The sequence below is a fragment of the Vibrio stylophorae genome (assembly GCF_921293875.1).
Classification (GTDB): domain Bacteria; phylum Pseudomonadota; class Gammaproteobacteria; order Enterobacterales; family Vibrionaceae; genus Vibrio_A; species Vibrio_A stylophorae.
Genome location: NZ_CAKLDI010000001.1, coordinates 1,165,215 through 1,189,431, shown reverse-complemented (window position 1 = coordinate 1,189,431; position 24,217 = coordinate 1,165,215). Strand labels below are relative to the sequence as shown.

General features: G+C 45.0%; 28 protein-coding genes. 18 read left to right on the top strand and 10 right to left on the bottom strand.

Annotation, left to right across the window (positions count from 1 at the left end):
• Positions 1 to 170 precede the first annotated feature (170 nt).
• Together L9P36_RS05465 and L9P36_RS05460 are read right to left on the bottom strand one after the other, a co-directional pair.
• On the bottom strand, positions 171 to 539 hold the full coding sequence (locus L9P36_RS05465) for a hypothetical protein (protein ID WP_237465582.1): 369 nt from the start codon (positions 537 to 539) through the stop codon (positions 171 to 173).
• A 131-nt stretch (positions 540 to 670) separates the two neighbouring features.
• Positions 671 to 1,255, bottom strand: a complete 585-nt coding sequence (locus tag L9P36_RS05460; protein ID WP_237465581.1) for a hypothetical protein — start codon at positions 1,253 to 1,255, stop codon at positions 671 to 673.
• 285 nt (positions 1,256 to 1,540) lie between these two features.
• Between L9P36_RS05460 and L9P36_RS05455 the strand changes: the two genes are divergently transcribed.
• Entirely contained in the window at positions 1,541 to 2,245 is a 705-nt protein-coding gene (locus tag L9P36_RS05455) for a class I SAM-dependent DNA methyltransferase (RefSeq protein ID WP_237467863.1), read from the top strand.
• A gap of 143 nt (positions 2,246 to 2,388) precedes the next feature.
• Positions 2,389 to 2,856, top strand: coding sequence for a NanQ anomerase/TabA/YiaL family protein (locus tag L9P36_RS05450; RefSeq protein ID WP_237465580.1), 468 nt, complete (start codon positions 2,389 to 2,391; stop codon positions 2,854 to 2,856).
• Between the two features lie 186 nt (positions 2,857 to 3,042).
• On the opposite strand, the gene L9P36_RS05445 is transcribed toward L9P36_RS05450, so the two are convergent.
• The 3 genes from L9P36_RS05445 to L9P36_RS05435 all read right to left on the bottom strand — a co-directional run bounded on the left by L9P36_RS05445 (position 3,043) and on the right by L9P36_RS05435 (position 7,257).
• The gene (locus L9P36_RS05445) at positions 3,043 to 3,861 is read right to left on the bottom strand and encodes an SDR family NAD(P)-dependent oxidoreductase (RefSeq protein ID WP_237465579.1); all 819 of its coding nucleotides are present in this window, start codon (positions 3,859 to 3,861) and stop codon (positions 3,043 to 3,045) included.
• 261 nt (positions 3,862 to 4,122) lie between these two features.
• The gene (locus L9P36_RS05440; protein ID WP_237465576.1) at positions 4,123 to 5,628 is read right to left on the bottom strand and encodes an MAC/perforin domain-containing protein; all 1,506 of its coding nucleotides are present in this window, start codon (positions 5,626 to 5,628) and stop codon (positions 4,123 to 4,125) included.
• A 414-nt stretch (positions 5,629 to 6,042) separates the two neighbouring features.
• On the bottom strand, positions 6,043 to 7,257 hold the full coding sequence (locus L9P36_RS05435; RefSeq protein WP_435532763.1) for an NRAMP family divalent metal transporter: 1,215 nt from the start codon (positions 7,255 to 7,257) through the stop codon (positions 6,043 to 6,045).
• 385 nt (positions 7,258 to 7,642) lie between these two features.
• On the opposite strand from L9P36_RS05435, the gene L9P36_RS05430 reads away from it, so the two are divergent.
• On the top strand, positions 7,643 to 8,716 hold the full coding sequence (locus L9P36_RS05430; RefSeq protein ID WP_237465572.1) for an FUSC family protein: 1,074 nt from the start codon (positions 7,643 to 7,645) through the stop codon (positions 8,714 to 8,716).
• A gap of 85 nt (positions 8,717 to 8,801) precedes the next feature.
• Here L9P36_RS05430 and L9P36_RS05425 read toward each other — a convergent pair whose 3' ends face one another.
• The 3 genes from L9P36_RS05425 to L9P36_RS05415 all read right to left on the bottom strand — a co-directional run bounded on the left by L9P36_RS05425 (position 8,802) and on the right by L9P36_RS05415 (position 11,350).
• Entirely contained in the window at positions 8,802 to 9,362 is a 561-nt protein-coding gene (locus tag L9P36_RS05425; protein ID WP_237465569.1) for a GNAT family N-acetyltransferase, read from the bottom strand.
• A gap of 81 nt (positions 9,363 to 9,443) precedes the next feature.
• On the bottom strand, positions 9,444 to 9,875 hold the full coding sequence (locus tag L9P36_RS05420; RefSeq protein WP_237465567.1) for a DUF4087 domain-containing protein: 432 nt from the start codon (positions 9,873 to 9,875) through the stop codon (positions 9,444 to 9,446).
• A 77-nt stretch (positions 9,876 to 9,952) separates the two neighbouring features.
• A complete protein-coding gene (locus tag L9P36_RS05415) occupies positions 9,953 to 11,350 on the bottom strand; it encodes an MFS transporter (protein WP_237465565.1) in 1,398 nt (465 codons plus the stop codon).
• A gap of 92 nt (positions 11,351 to 11,442) precedes the next feature.
• Between L9P36_RS05415 and L9P36_RS05410 the strand changes: the two genes are divergently transcribed.
• The 15 genes from L9P36_RS05410 (at position 11,443) to L9P36_RS05340 (ending at position 22,630) form a co-directional block, all read left to right on the top strand.
• On the top strand, positions 11,443 to 12,237 hold the full coding sequence (locus L9P36_RS05410) for an AraC family transcriptional regulator (protein ID WP_237465564.1): 795 nt from the start codon (positions 11,443 to 11,445) through the stop codon (positions 12,235 to 12,237).
• Positions 12,238 to 12,443: 206 nt separating this feature from the next.
• Complete coding sequence (locus tag L9P36_RS05405; protein ID WP_237465562.1) at positions 12,444 to 13,094, top strand: hypothetical protein; 651 nt, start codon at positions 12,444 to 12,446, stop codon at positions 13,092 to 13,094.
• 201 nt (positions 13,095 to 13,295) lie between these two features.
• On the top strand, positions 13,296 to 13,679 hold the full coding sequence (locus L9P36_RS05400) for a nuclear transport factor 2 family protein (protein ID WP_237465560.1): 384 nt from the start codon (positions 13,296 to 13,298) through the stop codon (positions 13,677 to 13,679).
• A 309-nt stretch (positions 13,680 to 13,988) separates the two neighbouring features.
• Complete coding sequence (locus L9P36_RS05395; protein ID WP_237465558.1) at positions 13,989 to 14,984, top strand: hypothetical protein; 996 nt, start codon at positions 13,989 to 13,991, stop codon at positions 14,982 to 14,984.
• On the top strand, positions 14,965 to 15,678 hold the full coding sequence (locus L9P36_RS05390; RefSeq protein ID WP_237465555.1) for an 8-oxoguanine DNA glycosylase: 714 nt from the start codon (positions 14,965 to 14,967) through the stop codon (positions 15,676 to 15,678). The genes L9P36_RS05395 and L9P36_RS05390 overlap by 20 nt, the downstream gene beginning before the upstream one ends.
• Positions 15,669 to 16,256, top strand: a complete 588-nt coding sequence (locus L9P36_RS05385) for a 7-cyano-7-deazaguanine synthase (RefSeq protein ID WP_237465553.1) — start codon at positions 15,669 to 15,671, stop codon at positions 16,254 to 16,256. The genes L9P36_RS05390 and L9P36_RS05385 overlap by 10 nt, the downstream gene beginning before the upstream one ends.
• A complete protein-coding gene (locus tag L9P36_RS05380; protein WP_237465551.1) occupies positions 16,159 to 16,755 on the top strand; it encodes a TIR domain-containing protein in 597 nt (198 codons plus the stop codon). The genes L9P36_RS05385 and L9P36_RS05380 overlap by 98 nt, the downstream gene beginning before the upstream one ends.
• A 19-nt stretch (positions 16,756 to 16,774) precedes the next feature.
• Positions 16,775 to 17,641 carry a DUF4231 domain-containing protein gene (locus tag L9P36_RS05375; protein WP_237465549.1) on the top strand — a complete coding sequence of 289 codons (867 nt, stop codon included), beginning with the start codon at positions 16,775 to 16,777 and terminating at the stop codon, positions 17,639 to 17,641.
• Between the two features lie 69 nt (positions 17,642 to 17,710).
• The gene (locus L9P36_RS05370) at positions 17,711 to 18,220 is read left to right on the top strand and encodes a ClbS/DfsB family four-helix bundle protein (RefSeq protein WP_237465547.1); all 510 of its coding nucleotides are present in this window, start codon (positions 17,711 to 17,713) and stop codon (positions 18,218 to 18,220) included.
• A gap of 92 nt (positions 18,221 to 18,312) precedes the next feature.
• Positions 18,313 to 18,801 carry a P-loop nucleotide/nucleoside kinase family protein gene (locus L9P36_RS05365; protein ID WP_237465545.1) on the top strand — a complete coding sequence of 163 codons (489 nt, stop codon included), beginning with the start codon at positions 18,313 to 18,315 and terminating at the stop codon, positions 18,799 to 18,801.
• A 213-nt stretch (positions 18,802 to 19,014) separates the two neighbouring features.
• Positions 19,015 to 19,386, top strand: a complete 372-nt coding sequence (locus L9P36_RS05360; protein WP_237465543.1) for a hypothetical protein — start codon at positions 19,015 to 19,017, stop codon at positions 19,384 to 19,386.
• A gap of 563 nt (positions 19,387 to 19,949) precedes the next feature.
• Entirely contained in the window at positions 19,950 to 20,297 is a 348-nt protein-coding gene (locus L9P36_RS05355) for a hypothetical protein (protein ID WP_237465541.1), read from the top strand.
• A gap of 295 nt (positions 20,298 to 20,592) precedes the next feature.
• Complete coding sequence (locus L9P36_RS05350; protein WP_237465539.1) at positions 20,593 to 20,880, top strand: hypothetical protein; 288 nt, start codon at positions 20,593 to 20,595, stop codon at positions 20,878 to 20,880.
• A 356-nt stretch (positions 20,881 to 21,236) separates the two neighbouring features.
• Positions 21,237 to 21,728 (top strand): hypothetical protein, encoded by a 492-nt coding sequence (locus L9P36_RS05345; RefSeq protein WP_237465537.1) that lies wholly within the window; start codon positions 21,237 to 21,239, stop codon positions 21,726 to 21,728.
• 422 nt (positions 21,729 to 22,150) lie between these two features.
• Positions 22,151 to 22,630, top strand: coding sequence for a YehS family protein (locus L9P36_RS05340; protein ID WP_237465535.1), 480 nt, complete (start codon positions 22,151 to 22,153; stop codon positions 22,628 to 22,630).
• Between the two features lie 163 nt (positions 22,631 to 22,793).
• Here L9P36_RS05340 and L9P36_RS05335 read toward each other — a convergent pair whose 3' ends face one another.
• Positions 22,794 to 22,979, bottom strand: a complete 186-nt coding sequence (locus L9P36_RS05335) for a DUF2986 domain-containing protein (RefSeq protein WP_237465534.1) — start codon at positions 22,977 to 22,979, stop codon at positions 22,794 to 22,796.
• A gap of 261 nt (positions 22,980 to 23,240) precedes the next feature.
• The gene (locus L9P36_RS05330) at positions 23,241 to 24,194 is read right to left on the bottom strand and encodes a glucosaminidase domain-containing protein (RefSeq protein ID WP_237465532.1); all 954 of its coding nucleotides are present in this window, start codon (positions 24,192 to 24,194) and stop codon (positions 23,241 to 23,243) included.
• Positions 24,195 to 24,217: the final 23 nt, after the last annotated feature.

Sequence of the window (24,217 nt, the reverse complement as noted above, 5' to 3'; positions counted from 1 at the left end):
CATATCAATTACAAAAGCGCCGAAAGGCGCTTTTTTATTTGCTGCTCAGAAATTCAGTTCGCAAATGTAGCTCGCAAATTCACTTCGAAAGAACAACTCAAAACAGCGATTGATTGAGAACAAGGTGAAGGCAGGCATAAATTGCGCTAAAGACTTAGTTCAGTTTTTAGCTAAGAAATTTGATGGAAAACACACCAAAAGGTCCAAATCAACCAAGCAACACCGCCGACAGGCACAGTCACAAAGAGGAGCCATGGTAAATTAGCCAAGGAAGATGACGCACCCATCTTTGAAAAACGCCCGCAAACACTGCTGACCATCAATAGCGTCACAGGTGCAAAAGTGAATAGATAAATCAGCGCGTAACCGCGAACCATCATGGCATATTGCGGGTAAAAAGCAGTCACAGACCAACAGGCGAAAGCCATTACATGTGTCAGGAGTTGAATACGCCAATTGAAAATGACCGAGATCCCCCAGCTAAACCAACTTTGCGCAGCAGATTGAGCGGATTGGGTTGTCTGAGAATCAGAGACCATGCGAACTCCCTTTGGATGGTGAGATATATTAACAGTATGATTCACACACAAGTTGTAACTAAAGTGTTAATCGAATACTGCAATTAATAACTAATCCCAATTGAAGTTGCAAGACTAATTGATAATTAATTTCAATTATTGCTACTGAAGTACGAATGATGCTGAGGTAAAGTGACCTCAACAATTTGTCGGCCTTGCTCAGTGCTCAACGCAATCGTCAACATCTGGTTCGAAACGCCCAGAATCACAATGTCATCCACGGATTGCTGATACAAGATGTGCGACTGCTGCTCGGCTAAATTCAGTAAATAAACCGTGGCCCTACCGTTATTCATCGTTGCAACAACCAGTTCATCGCCATTACTGAGCCATAGAAATGAAGTGACATTGACACCCCACACTTGTCCCTGCCAGTGGCGTTGGTTCACTGTATATCGCGGCGAAATTTGATCACTCATCGTGGCAAGATACACAGAGAGATGATTGCCATAGGCACCATCACAAAAAAGCTGCACGGCAAAATCGCCATCGGGCTGAGCATAGTTACCGCTTCGACAGCTTTCACTGACATTGACTAAGGCGCTAGTTTTGGCTCGAATTTGCACCACGCCTTCTGCGCTCAAAGCTGGCAGTGCAAAGCCACTACACACAAACAATAAGTGCAATACCCATCTGTTCATCCCTTTATTCATCCACTGATTCATCTGTTTATCCATCTGCTTATCCATCCGCTCAGTTATCGCCGCCTTACTGATCAAATAAGTGTATCGCCTCTGTTTGTCATTTTATCTAATTTCAATGAATTCAAGCAATTAGAGTGAATAATATAATTATCAAATTAATCAAAAAGTTAGCAGTGATGCGTGAAATTTGTGCGAATATTGCTTCGCTTATTTTGGCTTTTCATATAGGATGCGCCACCTTTTATTTTTGAGTGTTTTCATTTGAACACCCCAACTTCAAACGCGCTTTATACCGATCTCTCTCGCTACTATGATCTGATGTGTACTGACATCGATTATGCAGCCCAAAGTCACTGTATTTCACGTTTTGACCAACTCTTTGGTAATGGTGGTAAACGTCATCTCGATCTTGCCTGCGGCACAGGGCAACATATTCGCCACCTCATTGATAAGGGGTATCAAAGCCAAGGATTAGACCTCAATCAGCCCATGCTCGAACTCGCCCAGCAGCGCTGCCCTGAGGCCAGTTTTAGCCTGCAAAACATCTGCGATTTTACCGTCGATACGCAGCTCGATCTTATCACCTGCTTTCTCTATTCCATTCACTACAGCGGCAATTTAGAAAACCTCAAGCAGTGCTTACAGCAAGTCTATTTGGCGCTCCATGAAGGCGGGCTATTTTGCTTTAATGTGGTGGAGAAAAATCTGATTCGCAATGACTCTTTTGTGCGTCATAGCGTGCATCACGAAGGCAGCGAATTTACCTTTCAATCGGGCTGGTATTACAGCGGCAAAGGCGATACTCAAGCCCTTAAGCTCAGTGTGGATCGTAAAACGCAAGATGCAACACATGTCTGGCATGATGAGCATCCCATGGTCGCCATCAGCTTTGCAGAGCTCACCGCATTGCTGGAGCCACAGTTTGATGTGCATCTGTTTGAGCACAATTACGACACCCTACAACCTTGGAATGGCGAATCGGGCAACGCACTCTTTGTGTGTGTCAAACGCCCACTTGCATAATCACAAGCCATCCCATAAACAATGTGCGCCGAGTCACCGCGCTAGGCGCGCATGATTGATTCCCTTCGTATTTTCTAATTTATCAATGCTAACATAATACCATTCAGCGATGTTTCATCGCACTCCAACCCAAAAGGTTCATTATGTTACTTGCCAATATTACGCAGCTCGATCGCATCGGTTACATTCAGCCCGTCATGCTTAATGCCATTCATCAAACCTTGGCATTGGCAGCAAGTCATGAACAAGGTGAATTTGAAATTGATGGCAAGGATGTTTTCGTCATTTTGATGCAAGCAGAAACCAAACTCGCTCAATCACTGCAGCCAGAAATTCATCAAGATTATTTAGATATTCAAATCGTACTTGCCGGTGAAGAACGCTACGGCTATGCCATTGAAGCCATCGCACAACCTGAGCGCTACAGCTGGCAAGGCGATCTCGCATTTATCCCCGATCTAAAACGCGAACAATTTGTCACTCTGCAAGCTGGCGATTTGGTGGTGTTTTATCCTGGTGAAGCCCATCGCCCAATGTGCGCCATCAACGATGAAATCAAACCACTGCGAAAAGCGGTCATTAAAATCCATCGCAGTCGCTTACTTGGCTAACACGTGCGGTGTAACAAGTCCATCGCAGTACACAGATAGCAACTACAAATTGCAATTACAAATAGCAACATACAGCTAAAAAGCGCCGCAATTGCGGCGCTTTTTTTAATCATTCCATACATAGGATTTCATTGAACGTACACGACTCACACTGCTATCAATATGCATCCATTCAACATTCATCTATTAAGTTAAATATGGCGTTAGTAAAGCTTCAAGACTTGCCACCACTTGGCGCACCATGGGTTCATTGAGTGCATCCATAGGCGGGTGACTAAAAGCTTCAATATCGTTGTCATAATACTGGCCATGCGCTGTTGCAAACTCATCCCCAAGCGCTGCGCGATACAAAATATCAGCCCCCACACTGAGATCGCTACCCGCGATGCCATAGGCATCTTTCACCATCTTACTGCCAAGAAAAGATTTGGGATTGATTGCCACCACCACAGGCCCTTCGGGATGACTCAAGCCCAACAGGCGTGACCACATGGTGAGCGCCAATTTGCTTTGCGCATAGGCTTCGCCATCGTTGAGCGCCTTTTCTCCGCGAAGCGCTGTTAAATCCACACTGGATTGTGCCGCAGAAGAGAGATTCACCACCCGACTTTGTGGATGGAATGCAGGCCACAATAACTGGGTCAGCAGCAAAGGGGCCAAGGTATTGACCACAAAACGCACATCCGCGCCATTGGCTAAACGTGGATGCTGCGTGGCATAAACACCCGCATTATTGATCAGCACATCAATGGATTCATACTGCGCTAAAATCGCCTTGGCCATGGTCTGCACCTGCGTTAAATCAGACAGATCAGCCAAATAACTTTCAACCGCAGCGCAATGTCCATGGGTATAAACCGCCGTTTGCAAAGCCGTTTTTACCTGAGCAAGTTTCTCATCGTTACGACCATGAATGAGCACGCGGTGCCCTTCAAGCACCAAGCGTTTTGCCGTCTCAAGACCAATACCATCAGTTGCACCGGTGATTAAAATCGTTTTGCTCATGTCACCTCCTTTGCTGGGATCCCTCTGAGCATATCAGCGCAGGCAGTGAAAAGAGCTCTCAGCGATTGTTTTTCCACCCAAGTCGCAAATATGTCTCACTTATCCCCCCGCCGTCACCCCGTGAATTTTGATGGGGCATTCATGGGCTAAAGCGCGAATCACCACAAGCCCTTGTCCCCCCCAAGACTCAATCAAATAAAAAACGCCGCAGGGGCGCGGCGTAAAATACATCAACACAAGATTACTTCAGCTGGGGAAACCTTAGGCGGTTCGCGAATAACATAGATAGATATAGTGCCCACCTGCACCTGCGTTCAGATCATCTGCAATCCGAATATAGCCATGGGGCGCATAGATATCCGGATGATGATCACTAATAATCATCACATCTTTGATTGCTCGCTCTGCATTATATTTTTCAAGTAAATAACACAGATTCACTCGGCGACCTGTCTCAGTACCTCGATTGAGATCCACAGGGATTTTGACATAACCATCTGGCGCATCGTCATTATCCATCACCACCACAATGTCGGTAATACACTGTCTCGGCAAGCCAGTATCCATGGGCTTAAATTTCGCTTTATGCGAGCAAAGATAGATAAAGTCACCCGCGACACCCTCGTTTAAATTCACCGGGATCAGTTGATACCCTTCTGGCGCAGAAATAGCGGCATCACGGCCATACACCACAATCAATGCATCAAGATAATCAGCATGAAGCTGGGTTTCTTGCTCTCGACGCGGCACCCAAACCGACTCAAAATATTGCTGCATGGCTTCAGCACGCTCTTTATCGGCGCACAGCTCCCAAATGCCCGTCACTGGTTGTGAGCCAGCAAAATCCACAAAATCAGGTGACTTACTGATGGTTTCTCGCCACATATCAAAATCAAGACGATGATTTCGAAATATCGTCGATGCCGCAATGCTATCGCCACCACTAACGTTACAACTAACATTTGAGTGCGCTTCAAAACTATCAAGCGCCGCCGCGTATTTATCCAGCGCAGCCACCGGTAGCTGACCTGTCATGGACTTATAGACAGCTTCAGCCAAATGATCGTAGCTATAACTGCGATCAACGAGCATTTTATTGGTCGATGCCGTCAACACCACACGGCCTCCCATGACCAGCCCTGAGATAAAATGGCTACCGTAGTGTGCAAAAATCCATTCAAAGTCGCGCGCTTCTTTTGCATCATCTAGCGCTCTTTTCACATCTGGATAGAGCAGCGAGCGCAGCGCTTGATAATCAGCGCGTATGGATAAAGACCACTTATTAATACAGTGCTGTACGCGGCAAAATGCATTTTCAGCCAAGCACAATGCAGAATGGCTAAAATCATTGCGCAGCGATTCTGCAAAAAAGCAGGCGTCACTTTCCATCTTAATCACATTGGATAGATTTCGATGGTACTCTTCGATAGTTTCCCCGCTGAATTTGCGCAGAATGCTGCTATCGCGTTGCTGCACATCAATCACCGAAGGCACACACTGATTCGTTCGAAACGATACATCCTTTTTTTCACTGCGCTGCCAATCAAAAAGCTGACAGGTCAGTGATTCGGTTGCGGCGTAATCGCCAAAAAGATCATAGCCAGAACCAATCACCTCAACGCCCTGCAGCCAAGACTGGTTCACTTTATTTGCACGCCCATTCGCTTGCTGTGTCTGTCCAAATTCCCTTTCGAGTTCAATGTCACTTGTACTCAGCCGATCAGGAACAATGGGAGCGTTTTTAGGTTCCAATGTTAGTGTCGACATATTCACCTCATCTGCGTTATATCATCTATGTTACGCACGTTGACTGGTTACAACTGATCCTTGCGGATTACTCATCGGCGACCACTCATCTCAACTGGTACGATGAGATGAATTAGTGCATTTAATCTAGTCAAGAAACAGCACCCTATACGTGACGCGTCTCGCATATACAATCAAATGCATTGATGATAATTGCATCAAAATTCGAGGAATATTTGTTTATATCGCACCTAAAAACGAAAAAAGCCATTCAATTGAATGGCTTTTGAAAGACGACCCACGAATAATGCGCAACTAAAACAACAGTGGCTCAACTAAATACAGAAGACGTCGTGGGTATTTTTTTGTCAAGAAGCAGACGACTTCTTACGCAAGGTGCATCACATGGTTTGCCCCATGCGATGCACATCAACACTAGCCGATAAATTTAGCCATAAAGTTGCTGATATTGCTCACACTCGCAACACTCATCAGCAGCACAATCAGGCCGCCAATGGCCAACAGGTATGTCGGGTGTTTATAGTCACCCACGATATCTTTACGGCGCGTTGCCATCAATACCACACCAAGCACAATCGGCAGAATCACACTATTCACCAAACCGGCTAGCATCAGCAGCAAAATAGGCATGTTCATCATAATGGTGCCAAGGCTAGTCAGGGCAATAAAGCCAACACACCACGCTTTTTCATGACGTGCGACCGTTGGGAACAAGGTTTTAATCAGTGAAATTGCCATGTAGGAGTTACCCACAACGGAAGTGATTGACGCCACAAAGAGCACCAAACCAAAGATGTAGTAACCAAGCTGGCCTGCGCCATGGCGAAATGCATCAGCCGCTGGGTTGGCTTTAGCAAGCTCTGCGCCTGTGGCAATCACACCAAAGACTGCCAAGAACAGTAGAATACGAATCACCACCGCAATTGAGATACCCGCCCAAGCTGCTTTTTTGATGGGTTCCATTTGCTGCTGCCCTTGCAAACCCACATCCACCAAACGCTGCGCACCTGTGTAGTAACCACCCACAGAGCCACCCACAATAATCAAAGTTGGCATCAGCAAGTTACCAATATCTGTGGGAACAATGGCGGCAGAAAGCGTCGCGCCCATTGGCGGTAAGTTAGACATCGCGACATAGGCAATCAAAATAATCATCAGCAAGCCAAGGTAGCGCGCCATCTGATCCATGCGTTTAGAAGCGTTGTGCACCACAAAGATCAAGCAACCCAAAGCGCCAGTAAAGAGTGCGCCCCAGGTGGTATCAATGCCAGTGAGCACCTCCATCCCTAGCGCCGCACCACTGACGTTACCAAAGTTGAAAGCCACTGCGCCAAGCGCAAGCAAAATACCAATGCCATAGCCAAGGCCCGGTGCCACTTTGTTGGCTAAGTCCTGAATGCGTAGGCCTGATACGCCAACAATGCGCCAAAGGTTCATCACAATACCAAAGGTGATAAACATGGAGGCAAAGACCGGAAAGGCCATATCGATTTTATAGAGGTTGGTGAAAACTGCGGTCTGGGTAAGAAAGCCGGGGCCTACAGAGGTGGTTGCCATCAAAAAGGCAACACTGAGAATTGCTTTTTTCTGCCAAGAGATTGGCTGGTCGTGCGTAATGGCACTTGGCATTGAGTCGGAGGAGGTGGTCGCAGTCATTGGCTTTCCCTTTTTACAGTGTCTCTACTTTTAAAAAAAGAAAAGACAACTGACCGGGATCAGCTGACGTGCGCCAAGAAACTCAATAAAAACAGATAATTTGCTTGGCATCCTTATCTGCTGGGCGCGGATACTATGGATTTTTGTTAACTCTGTCAATAAAGATTCGCATCTTTTTGTTTGCCTCAATTTCAGTACTGCAATCCAAGCTTTACAGTGCGGCCTTTTAAAGCGAAAAGTTAAGGCAAACGGTTACGTTGCATTCTTCGCAGCAATCCGTATTGTCGTCGCAAAAATCAGACCCCTGCCAGCGCTCATGGCACCTAGGGTTAAAGCTCTCTACAACCAAATGAAATCTATGTCTGCCTATACCCGTTTTGCCCTTCAACACAGCCGCTTTCTATACATGATTCGAGTCACCTTGGTGATGGCAACCATTTTGTTTTTTGTGCGCTGGTTTCACATTCCCTATGGCTATTGGGCGCTGATCACCGCAGTCACCATTCTTGGTGCCATCCCATTTGTCGGCGGTGTGATTAGCAAAGCGAATCAGCGGATTTGGGGTACTTTGACCGGTGCTTTGATTGGTTTATCGCTGTTTTTAATTCCGCCACAATATCACTGGACCCATCATCTGCTGTTTTTGGGATTACTGGTTGGGGTGATGTATTACACCCAGGAGTCCTACTCCTACACCGCTTTAATGGCGGCCATTACCATGGTCATTGTTGCCGGTGGTGGTCCTGCGGATATGAGTGCTGCAGGCTGGCGGATCATGAATGTATTGTGGGCAGCGGTGCTGACCATAGCAGCCAGTCTTTATGTGTTTCCATCGCGCGCCAGTGACCAATTTATTCACCTCACCGCGCAGTTTCTCAAGCAAAGTCAGCGCTATTTGGCGCATCATGGCAAAGAGATCCACCAACAGACCTACCTCACCTTTCATGCCACGACGCTGTCCAATTTGATTGACCGACAAATTGCACTGCTGCCGCACGCCGTCAAAGAAATTCGGCCGCTGCGCTCTGTGCTGATCCAATTACTCGCCATTGAAAAACGCTTTTATGCTGACTTAGAAACCTTAGTGAGCACCCATTGGGAGCGTCAGCTAGGCAAAGAGAAAATCTGTGAAATGGCGGGATTAAACGAAGCGCAGCAAGCATTGAGTGAACAATTTTCAGCACTGGCAACGGCCATTGAGCACAAGCAAGTGCTCGCCATTGAGATAAATGACATTGAACTAATGTCTTTGCAGCCGCACCATCATGTACCGGAGCAAGCAACGACGCCTGAAGCCCTCGACGATCAAAGTGACATCAGCTATTTTGGCTATTTGTGGCTCAATCGCGAGTTAGCGCGGCAATTTTCACAGTTAAGCCACGCCTGCCAACAGCTACACCGCTACGATCAGGCCAATCTTCCATTGAAATAACGCATCATAATAACCATCAAAATAAAGCGTTAAAAAAGGGCTGTATATCAATTCGATACACAAGAGCAGCCCTTTAAGCCTCGTGCTAAATGCTTGTCGCGAAAGACCAGCGCATGGCGCAGCGATCATCACGTAAAAAACCGTGACTCGCTTGCTCTGATAGCCGTTCCTCTAAAAATGGTGTGATGACTGGCGCTGACAATTCAACGAAACCACATGAGCGATAAAAAGGCGCATTCCAAGGCACCTCTCGAAATGTGGTGAGGGTTAAATCCACGCCCTTTTCCTTGGCAAAGCACTGCATATGGCTAACCAACGCACGGCCAATCCCCTGCCCTTGCGCTAACGGTGCCACCGACAACTCGGCAATATAGTAAGCCTTGTCTTCCAGTACCCAATCAGCACAGATAACACCCACAACTTGCGGGCTCTGTCCTTTCGACGCATGACGTTGCGCGACCCAGCACAATTGCTGCGCAATGCGTTGATGGTAAAACGCCACATCACCAAAGGGAATTTCTGCGGGCAAGCGCTGCAAAAAATCCAAAGGCATGGTGGCAAACAGTGAGCCTGCATCATCCTCAAGCTGAGGAAGTAAAGCCGCATCCTCTTGGGTGGCAAGTCGAATAGAAAAATGATCCGTCATTGGCCTGTCTCTTTTACTGATTAGCACTTTCGTTCAACGCTTCTGGGTTGACTGGTTTTGGATTGATCGGTTTTGAATGAATTAGCCCTTGGGTTGAATGGGCGCAAGTGCGCGCAATGCAGGATTAGATAAGCAAGATTTCAGCGGCTGCTGCGTAAAGCTTTTAAGCTCAGTGACCGTGTCATCCACGGCAATATATTCGATACAAGCACACAGCGCATGGGCGCTAGATTGGCGTAGCACTTGGCTTTCATCTCGATTGGCATAAATCATATCAATACTGGCATCATCTTGCGCCAAGCCTTGGCGAAAGATAATCAAACTCACCGCCTCATTTTCAAAAAACAGATTGGCTGATGATGGATTATCGACCCAGCCACACTGCTGCTGATAAGCCTTTGATAAATGTGGCTCTGCCTTTGTGGTTTCCGTACTCGCTTCTGCCTGCATCGCTATCGATAACAAAACTGAAAACGCGCCGCCCGTCACCGCCGAACTGGTCCATCCTTTCATTGGCACTCATCCTTAAAAACAACAACTTAGCACAAATCATATAATGCTAAGCTGCTGTTAGAAAAGGAATAAATCACTCAAGAGGCACTTTGCTCAACCAAAGAAGCCGCATCCATGTCGCGCTCAGCTTCTGCTTGTGCTTGTGCTTGTGCTTGCGCTTGCGCCGCTAACTGCGCTTTAAGTTTTTCCACTTCAGCGCGCAAGCGAATCAGCTCTTGCTCTGGTGTTTCATGTGCATGAATCGCCACGGGATGGGCGTGACCACGACGGTCAATAAGGTACGGTACCCCCGCTTTGGTAGCGATCGCGCCCCACACCAAACAGAGCAAAACACACATCGCCAACGAGGCATCCCAACTGCCAGTCACACTGTGCAATAGGCCAAACAAAATCGGCCCCGTAGCCGCTAGCAAATAACCCATGCATTGCGCCATACCAGAGAGCGCCGCTGCTTGCTGAGCATCGTGGGTACGAATGCCCACAAAAGAGAGCCCCAAAATAAAACCGCCGCCGCAGCTAAAACCAAACATCAAAATCCACAGCACCGCATATTGTGGCCATAGCATTAACCCGCCGATGCCGACAAAGGTAAGCACCGCCATACTCCCACCAAGCCAGCGTTTATCCTTGAATTTCGCCATAAGAGGAATAAGCGCCAGCGCTGGAATGGCGGTCGCCAGTTGCAATAAACCATGCAAAAAGCCCGCTTGCTGCTCGCTGTAGCCTTTATCAATGAGCACGCTCGGCAGCCAAGCGATAAGGATATACATCACAAAGGAGTTGATGCCTAAAAACAGCGTTACCTGCCACGCGGCAGCGGTTCGCCACAAATAACTATGGCTATCGAGCACTGCGGTATCTTTGGTGGGCGCGCTATGTCGGCGCACCTGCGGCAACCACACGACCATGGCGAGCAGCACCAACAGCAGCACAGAGGCCAGCGAAACGCCCCAATTGGGCAACAGCGTGAATCCCATATGCTCCGCCCAACTGGCCAGCGGAATCGCCACACTAGCCACCAAAGTAGAACCAATCCCCATCAGCAACACATAAAGCGCCGTGAGTGTGGGCAAATGGGTGGGAAAATCGCGTTTCAGCAAACTTGGCAGCAGCACATTACCAATGGCAATACCGACACCAATCAAGGCGGTACCCGCAAACAGCAGCGGCGTCGAGCCTTGAGAGCGCACGAGAACGCCGCAGAGAATAGCAATCAAAGCCAACATTAAAGAAAGCTCTAAACCCACGCGGCGAGCTAAAACTGAAGCCACGGGCGAGCAAAAAGCAAAAGCGAGCAGCGGCAAAGTGGTGAGCATGCCCGCTTGTGCGGCGGTGAGCCCTAAATCTTGGGTGATCCAATCAATCACCGGCCCCATCCCAGCAATGGGACTTCTTAAGTTACTGGCAATTAATAAAATGCCGAGGATCACAAGCCCACGACCACGGATTCGTGCATTACTCATTTTTTGTGACATCCATCAATCCTTTAATGACGCCCGCATTATAGTGCGTTGAAAATTTCCGAATTAAGGTAGATTGACAAAAAATATCGATATTCGGTCAATTTATGCATTCTGCCCCACTTGATGCTGGTTTTGAGCACGCTACGCAATCCCAACCCGTGACTGCGCTGCGCTTTAATCCGCAACTGAAAGCCATGGAAACGGCGCGCCATCAGCACCTCAAAGGCCAATTGGTTTTACCATTAAGTGGCTCAGTGACCTGCACCATCGATCGCGCCATTTGGATGGTGCCCACCAACAGCGCCGTTTGGATTCCAAGCCAAGTGCCACATAGCAACCACATCGCCTCTGGTGCAGATATCTGCATGTTATTTGTGGAGCCGCAACTTTGTATGCCAAGCACACAAAGCTGCACGCTCAGCGTGTCACCTTTGATGCGAGAGGCCGTGATTCGACTGGCGCAAAGTGCGCCGCAATATGAGGTGGAAAGCGCCACGGCAAGACTGGCCAGCGTAGTATTGGATGAATTGATGCTTTTGCCCCGTGAGCGCTTTGATTTTCCGCTTCCCACAGAGCCAAGATTACAACTGATTGCCCAAGCCATGCTCCGCGACCCGAGCAATCGCCAACCCATGTGTGCTTGGGCCAAACACTACGCCATGAGTGAGCGCACGCTCGCGCGGCTGGTCAAACAGGAGCTTGGCACCACCTTTGGCCAGTGGCGCGGACAGTTGCATATCGTTATCGCCCTACAGCAGCTTTCCGCCAAAGTCCCCGTACAGCGCATTGCCGAGCATTTGGGTTATGAGTCCGTCAGCGCCTTTATTGGCTTTTTTAAGAAGACGCTGGGCATGCCACCTAAACAATATATTCAGCAGCATCGACACAGCGCGAACTGACTTGTATTTCTTGATTCCTATTTCCTTTTTCAAGAAAGACAAATCAAGACAAGATCGCAGCCACGACTGGGTGCGAATTGATATCGAAACTAACCCATTTTTTTCAATCGAAACTGTGTGTTGGGTGATATCACGAAGAAAGATTTCAATCATTTTTCACGTTAGATTAATGACATCAATGCAGTTGAATGATGCAAGGAATGTCGATGAAAGTGATCCCTATAAAAATGATGCAAACCAAAGCCATGTCGCTAAAAACATGTTTGATCTCGCTACTGCTCGCCATGACGTTGACAGGCTGTGGCACCACATCAGCCCTTTGGGAGAATGACCGCTACTTTGAGTCCGTTTCATCATTCACAGTCAACGATAACAACAACCTACTAATTGTGAGCGGCAACAAATACGCCTATCTCTTTGAGATAAGCCCCGCCCTGAAAACGGCACTAAAACTCAGTCGCGACATTGAGTTCACCCCACGTATCAGCCCCTTTGTGTTACAAGCCTCCGGTGAAATCACGGGGGAACTAACCCTATTCATTCACGCCTCACGTATTTCTGAAGCCCGCAGAAAACAGCTCATTGATTTAGGGTTCTCTGATACTCAGCCGATGCAGTTTCACGCTTCACTTACAGGCCATCGCTTGGCTCTTGAAGGCCAAACAAACAGCATCAAACTGGAAAATGAATATCGCATTCAGGTAATTCAAGAATCCAGCACCATCGCCAATCTGGGTAAAGTCATTATCACGCCAGCAACCGTCGTGATTGATTCAGCCATTGTGGTCACAACCGTCATACCGACCGCAGTGCTCTACGGCGTGCTTGGTGTGTATATGTATGCAGGGCAGCCCTAGCTAAGCATGCTTTGCGCAGAGAACATTAGCGTGACTGTTTTTTATCAGCGCTGTCGTGAACCAAAGCCGTAAATGAATAGCCGATTTCAACGCAGCAATTTAAGCGATGTTTGATAGATAGCGATTGGTAAACATCGCAAGCCTAATGGCTCACAGCACGAAGCGTGCGAGCTTAGAAATAACCTCACTAGGATGTAAACGATGAACATTGAAGTCATTCAAGAACATGAAAACCGCCTCAAGGAAGCCATGCTCCAATCAGATGTTGATACACTTGATACCTTATTGTGTGAGCAGCTCATTTTCACCAATCACTTAGGCCAACTCATGACTAAGGCGGATGATATTCAAGGGCATCGCTCCGGTTTTGGCCGCATTCAATCCATCAACATGTCAGAGCAGCACATTCGCATCATGGAAAATACTGCGATTGTCTCTGTATTGGCTGAAATTGACGGCACCTTTGGTGGTGTGACTTCGCAAGCGACACTTCGATTCACCCGCATTTGGCAAGCCACTGAAAATGAGACATTACAGCTCGTTGCAGCACATTCAACAAGTGTGTTGACGGCAAGCGCCGCGTAATCAAAGCTAAACTCAGTTATACCCATTTTTCACATCGACTTAGGTGAGCCCGTCGATTTTGGCAAGTTGCCATCTGCCTTTAACCGCCACTGGAATAACTTCCGCACAACCGATACAGAGGATGAATAGCCGCTGCAATCGATACACAGAAACAGTGCAAAAAATTTCAGTCGAAACTGAGTGCTAAGCAACTTTATTCATAATGACCAGCGCCAATTAAAGCGCTAAATTAACAACATAATGAGCGGTAAATTCAGCCTTGATGCTGAATACACTGTTATACATGGAAAAAGACAGAGGATAGTTAACATGTTCCCAGATGTTTCAACAATCGGTAGAGTTCCCACTCCTGTTTTTTATCCATCGGTATCAAGTGTATCCAAAAATGTCTGGTCGGTAATTGATCATATTGAACTACTTACCTCCCTAGATTTTCCTCAGTTTTTGGTTTCGTGTTTCGATGTTTATAAATATCAAGACAACAAAAGGCTGCTCGCTGCGCTAAACAAAGCTCATGAGCAGTGTCAGGTAGTGTTGTGGGATTCAGGTATTTATGAAGTAGCGTGGTCTCGCTCTAAACGTTGGTGTTTTAAGCGATATATCAATACATTGCGAAGAAATAACGTATCACATGCATTTGGATTTGATGATTATTGTCTGGCCAACGAAACGGCGAATGTCAAAAATATTGAATCGATGATAAAGCGAACAATAGGCCAAATCGGTTCCGATGTAATTTCTCCCATAGTTCATTGTAAAGACGCCTACGATTACCCCGAGATATGCAAACAAGTTGCGACCATATGCAGCCCAGAGCTAATTGCTATTCCAGAACGTGAACTTGGATTTGGAATATGCGAAATCGCCGAGAATATTTCAAAGATCAGGTCTGCGTTGAATAGCACAGGCAAATATCAAGTCCTGCATATTTTAGGTACGGGTAATCCATTATCGATGATGCTTTACGCTTTTGCCGGCGCGGACTCATTCGATGGCTTGGATTGGTGTCAAACTGTTGTGGATTTTGATTCTGGTAAGTTACATCACCCATTGCAACTCGATTTATATGAGCACCAAAGCGAGTATGGTAGTGAAAAAAATTTAAGTTTTTTTGCCCGCTGTTATGCGCACAATCTCGAGTTTTACCGCTTGTGGATGGAGATGCTTAAACAAGCAATTGAGAACGATGGACAGATTGCTATGTTAGAGCGCTATTTGCCTAAGTCTTTTCTGAATAAAAACCAAAAATTATTTTCTAAAACGATTAATAGACGAGAAGAAGCGCATGAAGCCCTGGCAAATTGAAAGTGCGATAGCAGAACTTTGTAAGGATATTGAGCGTGTAGTTGAGCGTAAAGATTATACCTGCATGTCCGAACAGGATTTAACCTTTGAATTACTCATATGTATTCTAGGTAGTGGCGTTCGCTACGAATTAAGTTTGGCATATGCAAGTGCTATCCAATCGACCCAGGTGCTGAGAAGGCTAAAAAAACGGATAAAATCCAGTGAACATACCTATTCAATTGAGAGCATTTTAAATTCTCCAGCCTATTCATCGACCAATGGCAAGACATACAGCAGGTACAGATATCCGAAACGCGCTGCAAAGCATATTGCAGAATCGTTTTGCAATATTGAACGAAAATATGGTTCTTTAAAAGAGATGATAGGGACCATGAGCGCTCCATCGGACTTGCGAAGAGAATTGATTTTCTTGTGCCCAGGCATTGGTCCGAAGCAATCTAGCCATTATGTTAAAAATATTGGGTTTACAGATAATGTCGCTATTTTAGATAGGCATATTTTGAATTATCTAAAATTGATTGATGGTTTAGACATTTGCCCAAAGCAAGTAAGCAAAATTGACGAGTATGAAGCGATAGAGCGGAGATTTATAGACAAAGCATCAAAGTTCAATCATGCGGTTTCAGTTGTTGATCAGTCAATGTGGTTTGTAATGAGAGCATTGGGTAAGGAGGCATATACATGGGCGTAGTAACTTTGCTTTCTGGAGGGATGGACTCCTGCTTAATGTCTGTTTTAACTATGGAAGCAGGTGTGGAGCAAAAGCCAGTATTCATAAACTATGGGCAATTAAATATTAATAAGGAAGTTTTGGCTGTTCGAAACCATGTTAATAAATTTGGACTTCCCAAATGTACGGAAATCGACATCTCCGGTTTTGGCTCCGTAATCATCTCTGGGCTTACCGACAAAGCCAAGCACATTGTTGATGAAGCTTTTTTGCCCGGACGGAATTTGTTGTTTTTGCTAATAGCCAGTGCTTTTGCCGTGCAAAACGATTGCAGTAGCGTATCCATCGGGCTTTTGAGGGAAGACACCGCTATATTCCCAGATCAGACTGACGACTTTCTTTTTTCTGCAGAGCGCACGATTTCAAAGGCTTTAGGGCAAACAATCGAAATCGTGGCTCCATTACGTGATTTCTATAAAAAAGATGTTATCGATATAGCCAATGAAAAAGGCATTTTATCATATTCATGCCATGTTGGCGGTGATGAACCATGTGGTGTTTGTATATCATGCAAAGAATTCAGGATTAAAGGAGGTTAGTATGGGTGGAGGCGGCGGCTATGGTTTTTCTCCAGTTGATAGAAAGGAACTGGAAAAGAAAGCTAAGGAACATTTGCGAAGTGCAGGCGAATCCAAGCGAAACGTGTTTATCAGTTTTTCTAGCGATGATATGGATGAGGTTAATCTATTGCGAGGTCAAGCTAAAAACGAAGGCGTTGACCTTGAATTTTCAGACCACTCAGTAAAAAAAGCTTATAACAGCGATCAAGATGAATATATCAAGCGCCAAATTAGGGGGAAAATTGAAAAAGCTTCCGTGACCATGGTTTATCTATCGCCAAACAGTATAGAAAGCAAGTGGGTTAAATGGGAGATCGAGCAAAGCAAAAAAATGGGGAAAGGTGTTATTGCCGTTTATAAAGGCAATGAGCCACCAGCCAATATTCCCAGCCATATTAGAGATAACGCTAGCTCTATCGTGCAATGGAAACATGCATCAATGATGGAGGCGATTGAAGATGCTTCCACAAACAGATAACGAATTTTAAAGGACGTAAATGCAAGTACAAGAGGACTCCTTACCCGGATTGTATCAATCGGCAAACAAGGCATCATTGTATGCCCAAAACATATATTATCTCTGTTTAAGCTTTTATCTGGGAATTTTAGTAATAGCTGCGGCTGTATCTTTTTTTGTCCCTGTTAACACTTATGGTGCTGTGGTATCAGCATTACTTTTTTTTGTTACTCTCGGAATCCTTATCTATCTCAAGACATATAAACCTGATGATACATGGTATAACGGAAGGGCTGTGGCTGAATCAGTAAAAACATTATCTTGGAAATGGATGATGAAAGCAGAGCCTTTCCATGAAGATAATAGCTCTGAGGTAAACTTTATTAACGACTTAAAGAACGTGCTAAAGCAGAATCAAAGTCTTTCAACCATTCTGAACTCATCTGAAGGAGCAAAAGAGCCTATAACAGATATGATGCGAACAATTCGCTCCCTGTCATTCGATTCTCGAAAGACACTTTACAAGAATCAAAGAATTGATGATCAAGCCGACTGGTACTCAAAGAAAGCGACTTTTAACAAAAAAAGAGCATCTCGCTGGTTTAGGATTGCGGTGTTGTTACATAGCGCAGCTATTATTATGTTGATATTTAGGGTTTACGACTCGTCACAATCGCTTCCAGTAGCGGTTATAGCGACCGCTGCTAGTGCAGTATTAACTTGGATTCAGGCAAAAAAGCACAATGAATTAAGTTCTTCATATTCCCTAGCAGCTCATGAAATTGGATTCATTAAATCCGAATGGAAATCCATTACTGAACGTGATTTTTCGGACTTTGTAATTAATACTGAAAATGCATTCTCCCGTGAGCATACACAGTGGATTGCACGAAAAGTAGATACTTAATTATATCTATTAGGTGAATCGTGTATAAAAATACGTCTATTTCGTAAGCTCGATCTAAATTGAGGTCAAATGTCTTCCATACCCAAAAATAAAGATGAGCTTGTTTCCGCTATCCACTCAATTTTTCCCAAATTGATGGCGGACTATCGGTCTATTCCTGAAAGCAAAGCGCGTCAATCTGGCGTTGAAGGAAACGTAAAAGGCACCCTGATTAGCGTGAGTGATACCGTGGCTTACTTGATTGGCTGGGGAAAACTAGTGCTCAAATGGCACCACTTAAAATCGCACAATCAACATGTGGATTTTCCGGAAACAGGCTACCAATGGAATCAATTGGGCTTACTCACCGAAAAGTTTCATGCCGACTATAGTGACTGGTCATATGGTGATTTACTCATTGAGCTTGAGTCTACGGTAAACGACATCCTTTTACTGATTGATCGCTTAAGTGACCATGCGCTCTATGGCGCCGCCTGGTATAACCAATGGACGCTGGGACGGATGATTCAATTTAATACATCCTCCCCTATGAAAAATATGCGCACAAAAGTTCGACGATTTAAACGAGAATTCATATAACACTTCGCTCAAGTTTCACGTACAACGGCTTATTTCTGAAGAACGCTCTGCCTGCCACCGCTGAACATGGCGTTTTAAGCTAAAGAGGACTCATGACCAATATCTATTTTATATGTGGCTTTATTGGCTCAGGGAAAACCACCTATGCCAAGGCGCTGGCAAAGAAATATGGCGCTTTTCGCTTCTCCATTGATGAGTGGATGATTCCTTTGTACGGCGAACACATGGAACGCGAAATTTTCGATAGCCGCTTAGCGACACTGCAAGCGCTATTCAAAGATTCAGCGCGCCAGCTTTTTACGCTAGGTATCCCTGTTATTTTCGACTTTGGTTTTTGGTGCAAAGCGGATCGCGATCGATTCACTGATTGGGCGTTATCCCTCGGCATAGAAAGTGAAATTCATTATCTTGATGCACCCTTTGACACATGCCAGCAAAGAGCGCTTTCACGCAACGCTAATTTAGATGGCAAGTCCTACGAAATGACACCTGACATGTTAAATCTGTTCTGGTCTTGGTTTGAAATACCAACTTCAAATGAGCAGGTCGTTTGGATACAAAGCGATACTCAAGTACACTGATAATAAGTGAAAAAGCTTGATAGTGCTGCTGTCTGTTGTCGTCGTGCTACGCTGTTTTTCGCCCCCCTCACACAGTGGGTTCGTGGATAAATAGACATATACGCTAAATTTCAGGCGCACGGATGGGTTTAAGATTGATTTGGTAAACGCTGAGGCACACAATTATCGAAAATTAGCAGAACATAGCTGAATTGATTTCAATATCAGCGACATTTGACGAATGATGAATCAGGTATTCTTTTGCATCCCATCGTAACCTCAATATTGCTTGCAGCATTGGCATGGCTGACCATTCCTACCCTACTCTTTTACGCGTTATTTCTGATCCTTTGGCTGACATTGAAATTAGACAATCATCATTTCATTGATGGCCGCTATCATGTTTCATGGAAAACCGGACTTGTAAGAAGCTTATGGATTAACATGTCCTGTTTTGTAGAAGATAAAGCATTTTTAAAACTGCGTCAGGGTCGGTTAAAAAATGTGCTGACGTTCATCTACCCCATCTATATTTTTTGGGAAAAATCTTCCATCTTCGCCATCGTCCTATTTTTATTCACTGCTGGCTTACAGTGCTTTTCCTAACGTCATCTATATCAAAGGGTTGATTGCTCAATATTGTGTGGCATTGAAAATATGAATAGAAAACAAATACGCCAACAAAAAAAGAATCGCGACGGTTATCGAAAGCTTTCTGATTACCCCCAATTAAGTGATAAAGCTCGCCATCGCCTGTTTTATACGAAACGAACAATCAATAATCCGAAAGAAGCTCGCATTTTGAAATGGGCAAAAGATAATCACTTTACTGGGCTGTGTGGGTTTGTGTTGTGTCTTCTATCGCTACATTCGTATGACATGGTCCTATGAAGAGCGGCTCACCTATGAAAGAGAATATCCAGTTAAAACAATCACAGACGTTCACCGTGAGTTGGTTCATGATGGACTGCTCACAACGGGCTGTGCCTTTGCCCTAACATTCTTGATGTTTGCTTTGATGCTTGCATTGTCTGGATCCATATAGCCAGCCATTGTGCTTCATCCTGTACGCCTCTTAGCGCTACAATAGATCAGGCTTCAGGCCTATTCTAAAACATCCATATTATGTTGCGCGCACCACGTGCAGCATGATTCATGAGGAAAAGATTATGTCGATTCGTGGACTTTCACTGCTATTGATTTTAGTGAGCCACTTTAGCCACGCTGCCACCTTAACCACAAAACACTATATAGTTTCAATCACCTCAAACTGCATGGAGGGTGAAGTCACCTGTAATGACGTCACTTATACTGGCCAATCAAAAAAAACGGGAGATAAAATCACCCTCAAAGGCCGTACCTTACATACCTATTTATCTAACGGCACACCATCGCAATTTTTAGGCTATCAGTTCACCCATGGCAATGTGACATACCGAGTTTCAGAATCAGGCGTTTTAACCGTGACCCAAGGTGAAAAAGTGCTGCTCAGTGAGCAAGGTAAATGGGAGTGGTGAATAGCTCAACAAAGCATGCCGTATAACATTTAGGTGTACTTATGCCCCAAAAATACTGATGCAACGTGGTGATATCATCAAGATTAACGCAGCGCTCACCAGCTCCGCTTTAAATACCCGGCATTCTCGCACATAAAAACAGCACAAAATTTCATTCGAAACTGAGAGTTAAGCAACACCATTCATAATGACCAAAGTAAGTTTAAGCGTAAAATTAGTGCTTCAGCAGGCATAACAAACCAGACAGACTGCCTAATACCTTGTTATGTCTTCAGGATAACTTGAGGATAAAAAGATGACTTTAACTTGGTTAGTTTTAGTAATAGTTGGTTCTGCAATATTCCACTATTTCGTATTTTATTCGAAACCACAGAATGATTATTGGGACAAATTGCCAACACTTGAGGACTATTTAGCTCAGCACCCTGAATGTAAAACGGAAGACCCTGAAAGTGCTAAATGCTTTAGTTGCGGTTCAAACAAAGTTATTTTTCAACCATTAAGCGCTCATGCAGACCCACGTTACAAACATATTTGCTTATCCTGCAAAAAAACACTTTTTAAGAGTAAATCAATTATCTAGCATCTCGAAGTGGCTATTCGAAACGAACACAGCCAACGCTTCAAAAAGGTCAGGTCGTGTATTTTACGTGAAGTGTAAGCCCTGACCTATTAGGGCTCACACTCTCTTTGCAATTAGCTCCCCTTTTCCTTTGCGCTTACAAATACATCACCAATATGTAAGCACAACCGCACATACGCGATATCAAAAAAGATGTACAGAAAATTTCAGTCAAAATTGAGCGATAAGCAACTTTATTCACAAGGAGCTAAGCCATTTTCAGCGTTACATTAATAGATGTTTTAGAAGCACAAACTAAACAAGCAATCTAATATGCCATTGGTTCTCAATCACAGGAAATCTGTTCAGGAGGAATGATGAATTACTATGTAATCATGCAAAAAGGCACCACAAAAATCGCAGTAGACATTGTTTCAGAAAGCGCTGGAGAAGAAATACGCGCTTTACAATCAGATGGTTTTAAAATAACTATTGAGAACGTTGAAGCTCGTAGCTCTAAAGAAGCCTTAGAGAAAGCTAACGTTTCTAACGTTGCAATGAAAAGCTCACAAAATCTTGTGAGCCATGAGTCTAAATATCAAATTGCACAACTTGTCTCTAAATGTATTAGTATCTTAGGCTGGTTAATTTTTGCTTCAGGTCTATTACTTGCCTTGGCAGGACTTGGCGCCGGAAATGGTCGTTACGGCTTTGATTTCTGGCTCGCAGTAGCTGGTATAGCACCTGGATTTGTCACTTTGGTCTCTGGACTATTTTTGGTTGCAACAAGTCATGTGATGAGAGCTACTCTTGACAACGCAGAACATACATTTCAAATACTTAGCCAGCTCAAAAGCCAAGTAAACTGATAAGGACTTAAAATCTGATTTGTGCATGTGTTGAACTCTTTTCGCTTATACATAACGCACATGCACAAACTACTCAATTTTGAATACATGGCATTGGCTTATAGAATGAGTCCAACCGAGGTATGTGAATTCATTGCTGACAACGCATCGCAAATGATTACGGATAACCACCTATCCATTAAACAGCCCACCGCCTATCAAATTTTGATGTCCGCTGACTCCTAGCGCCTAGGCCTACAGCTAAATGCGTGGTGTCTTCAGATACGTGTGGCTTAGACGCGTACCCCGCCCTCAACCTTAGGCAACCCGATTTTATGGGTGGATACGTTATTGATAGGGGCGCGACACTAATTCTGGTAAAATTTTCGCCATGCCAGTGGTCATTTTGACAGTGCTGGGTTTACCTCAAACTAGGATCTATTTTGACGAATAATGATATTTTTCGCCGTGTCCGCGATGCTTTTGATTTCAATGAAAATACCATCATCGAAACCTTCTCCCTTGCTGATTTAATCGTGACCCATGAGCAAGTGACGCACTGGCTGCTTGGCAAAAGAGAAGATGACTTCATCACACTGAGTGATATTGAGCTTGCGACATTTCTCAATGGATTGATCAATCTCAAACGTGGCAAGCGCGAAGGCGAACAGGCAAAACCTGAAAGCAATTTGAACAACAATATGGTGTTACAAAAATTGCGCATCGCATTGAATTTAAAAGCGGAAGAGACTTTAGAAATTCTGCAACTTGCGGATGTTCAACTCAGCAAACATGAGTTAAGTGCGTTTTTCCGCAAACCAGATAATAAGCATTATCGCGCCTGTAAAGATCAGCTGCTGCAACAATTTTTGGTGGGTGTGAAGCGACACCTGCGTCAAAACAGCAGCGAACTAGAAGCGTAAGCTTAATGTAGGCGACCCATCATATCGATCATCGCTATGAACATGGAACCATTTGATACATCTGACTCGCTATCAATACCTTGCCCATAAAAAAACCGCCAATGGCGGTTTTTTTCCACATTAACTCGCGCTTCCAATCCATGGAAACCAGTTATACCTGTGGTTATTCAGACTGCTGGGTTTGTTCTGACTGTCCATCATCACTTTGCGTATTCGCCGCAGCTTCCGCTGCCATTTTAGCGCGCTCAGCCTTTGAAATATAACGTGGCTTGTTACTTTGGTGCAGCTTAGCATTCATTTTCTTCTGCTTGGCTTTGAGGGTTTCGTTCACCTTTTTCTTTCGATTCATGGGGTCGCCTTTTGCTGCATTGATAGATAGAAAAATTCAGAGCGCGGCAGCTTAGTCACTTTTACATCAAAGCACAATGAATTCTCGCGCGAGCATCGCAACGGATTGAAAAGAATATCACCTCACCACCTAGCGTATAAATCCACCAAACTAGATGGCTTTCATCCAAGGTAAAAGCAACAAAAAATGCGTGAGTAGCAAACATCGCCACTCACGCATTTTGATTCAGTGATTGTACTTCGTAGCAACCCCTTCGGCTAACTAACGCGCAAAACGTACCACTTGCGGGTTGGTGCGCGTCAGTGCCACGCGGTCAAAATGATCAAGCTGATGATGGTGAATCAGCGCACGTAGATTATCTACATAGGCTTGGCCACGTGTAGAGTAATCAATCAAAGCGCCCACCAAAGCATCACCTGTAAGTCGCTTTTGCGCTCTCAATTGTTGGCGAAGCTGCCACATCTCACGATAGGCTTGAGTGCTATTTAGGTTATGCATATAGCTAGCCGTGCCGGCATAGAGATTATCAAAAGCAGCGACTTTCACATTGCCACCTGGGGTCGTGAGGTATTTGCCACCCGTTGACGGTAGATGCTCGCCATATAAGTTGCTACCGGCAATCGCAAAATGGCTGGTGCCCCACCCGCTTTCATCAATCCCCTGCGCAAGTGCCATGCCTACAGGAATAATATCAACGCGCAAAAGTAGCTCATTGAGATCATTATTTTTCACCCCATAGTGCGTCATCAGCGCATTGACCCAAGCTACTTCCGCGTCGCTCCAGCTTGCTTTTGGCTTTTGCGATATATCCAGTAATGCATGACGTACGCGCAAAATTTGTGCATTCACCGCGACCACTGTGGGCAAAAGCAAACGAATATAGGTACTGGTTTTTTCTGGCACACTCAGCGCCTGTAAATTACTCGGCAGGTTCTCAACAAAAATCGCTGGCAACACACGGGTTTGATACACGGTATTGAGCTGATAATTACGCTTATCGAAATAGCTCACCAGCGATTGCGCTGAGTGCAGCTCAGTTATCGCAACATCAGGATAGGGATGGTTAATTTTTTCTGGCGGTAGTGGCAATGTATCGGCTCGGCTTGGCATCGCGCAAACAGCAAAGGTCAACAATAGTGTCAAATTCAGCAAACGTACCATTTTGCTATGACACGAAAAATGACGCAAAAAATGGCGGAAATGATTCTTGGGCATCCCATTCTCCTCATTGATTTTTT

Bases quoted from the DNA above. Each gene is read 5' to 3' on its own strand.
- L9P36_RS05465 (WP_237465582.1), bottom strand. From the start codon at position 539: ATGGTCTCTGATTCTCAGACAACCCAATCCGCTCAATCTGCTGCGCAA.
- L9P36_RS05460 (WP_237465581.1), bottom strand. From the start codon at position 1,255: ATGGATAAACAGATGAATCAGTGGATGAATAAAGGGATGAACAGATGG.
- L9P36_RS05455 (WP_237467863.1), top strand. From the start codon at position 1,541: ATGTGTACTGACATCGATTATGCAGCCCAAAGTCACTGTATTTCACGT.
- L9P36_RS05450 (WP_237465580.1), top strand. From the start codon at position 2,389: ATGTTACTTGCCAATATTACGCAGCTCGATCGCATCGGTTACATTCAG.
- L9P36_RS05445 (WP_237465579.1), bottom strand. From the start codon at position 3,861: ATGAGCAAAACGATTTTAATCACCGGTGCAACTGATGGTATTGGTCTT.
- L9P36_RS05440 (WP_237465576.1), bottom strand. From the start codon at position 5,628: ATGTCGACACTAACATTGGAACCTAAAAACGCTCCCATTGTTCCTGAT.
- L9P36_RS05435 (WP_435532763.1), bottom strand. From the start codon at position 7,257: ATGCCAAGTGCCATTACGCACGACCAGCCAATCTCTTGGCAGAAAAAA.
- L9P36_RS05430 (WP_237465572.1), top strand. From the start codon at position 7,643: ATGTCTGCCTATACCCGTTTTGCCCTTCAACACAGCCGCTTTCTATAC.
- L9P36_RS05425 (WP_237465569.1), bottom strand. From the start codon at position 9,362: ATGACGGATCATTTTTCTATTCGACTTGCCACCCAAGAGGATGCGGCT.
- L9P36_RS05420 (WP_237465567.1), bottom strand. From the start codon at position 9,875: ATGAAAGGATGGACCAGTTCGGCGGTGACGGGCGGCGCGTTTTCAGTT.
- L9P36_RS05415 (WP_237465565.1), bottom strand. From the start codon at position 11,350: ATGTCACAAAAAATGAGTAATGCACGAATCCGTGGTCGTGGGCTTGTG.
- L9P36_RS05410 (WP_237465564.1), top strand. From the start codon at position 11,443: ATGCATTCTGCCCCACTTGATGCTGGTTTTGAGCACGCTACGCAATCC.
- L9P36_RS05405 (WP_237465562.1), top strand. From the start codon at position 12,444: ATGAAAGTGATCCCTATAAAAATGATGCAAACCAAAGCCATGTCGCTA.
- L9P36_RS05400 (WP_237465560.1), top strand. From the start codon at position 13,296: ATGAACATTGAAGTCATTCAAGAACATGAAAACCGCCTCAAGGAAGCC.
- L9P36_RS05395 (WP_237465558.1), top strand. From the start codon at position 13,989: ATGTTCCCAGATGTTTCAACAATCGGTAGAGTTCCCACTCCTGTTTTT.
- L9P36_RS05390 (WP_237465555.1), top strand. From the start codon at position 14,965: ATGAAGCCCTGGCAAATTGAAAGTGCGATAGCAGAACTTTGTAAGGAT.
- L9P36_RS05385 (WP_237465553.1), top strand. From the start codon at position 15,669: ATGGGCGTAGTAACTTTGCTTTCTGGAGGGATGGACTCCTGCTTAATG.
- L9P36_RS05380 (WP_237465551.1), top strand. From the start codon at position 16,159: ATGAAAAAGGCATTTTATCATATTCATGCCATGTTGGCGGTGATGAAC.
- L9P36_RS05375 (WP_237465549.1), top strand. From the start codon at position 16,775: ATGCAAGTACAAGAGGACTCCTTACCCGGATTGTATCAATCGGCAAAC.
- L9P36_RS05370 (WP_237465547.1), top strand. From the start codon at position 17,711: ATGTCTTCCATACCCAAAAATAAAGATGAGCTTGTTTCCGCTATCCAC.
- L9P36_RS05365 (WP_237465545.1), top strand. From the start codon at position 18,313: ATGACCAATATCTATTTTATATGTGGCTTTATTGGCTCAGGGAAAACC.
- L9P36_RS05355 (WP_237465541.1), top strand. From the start codon at position 19,950: ATGTCGATTCGTGGACTTTCACTGCTATTGATTTTAGTGAGCCACTTT.
- L9P36_RS05350 (WP_237465539.1), top strand. From the start codon at position 20,593: ATGACTTTAACTTGGTTAGTTTTAGTAATAGTTGGTTCTGCAATATTC.
- L9P36_RS05345 (WP_237465537.1), top strand. From the start codon at position 21,237: ATGAATTACTATGTAATCATGCAAAAAGGCACCACAAAAATCGCAGTA.
- L9P36_RS05335 (WP_237465534.1), bottom strand. From the start codon at position 22,979: ATGAATCGAAAGAAAAAGGTGAACGAAACCCTCAAAGCCAAGCAGAAG.
- L9P36_RS05330 (WP_237465532.1), bottom strand. From the start codon at position 24,194: ATGCCCAAGAATCATTTCCGCCATTTTTTGCGTCATTTTTCGTGTCAT.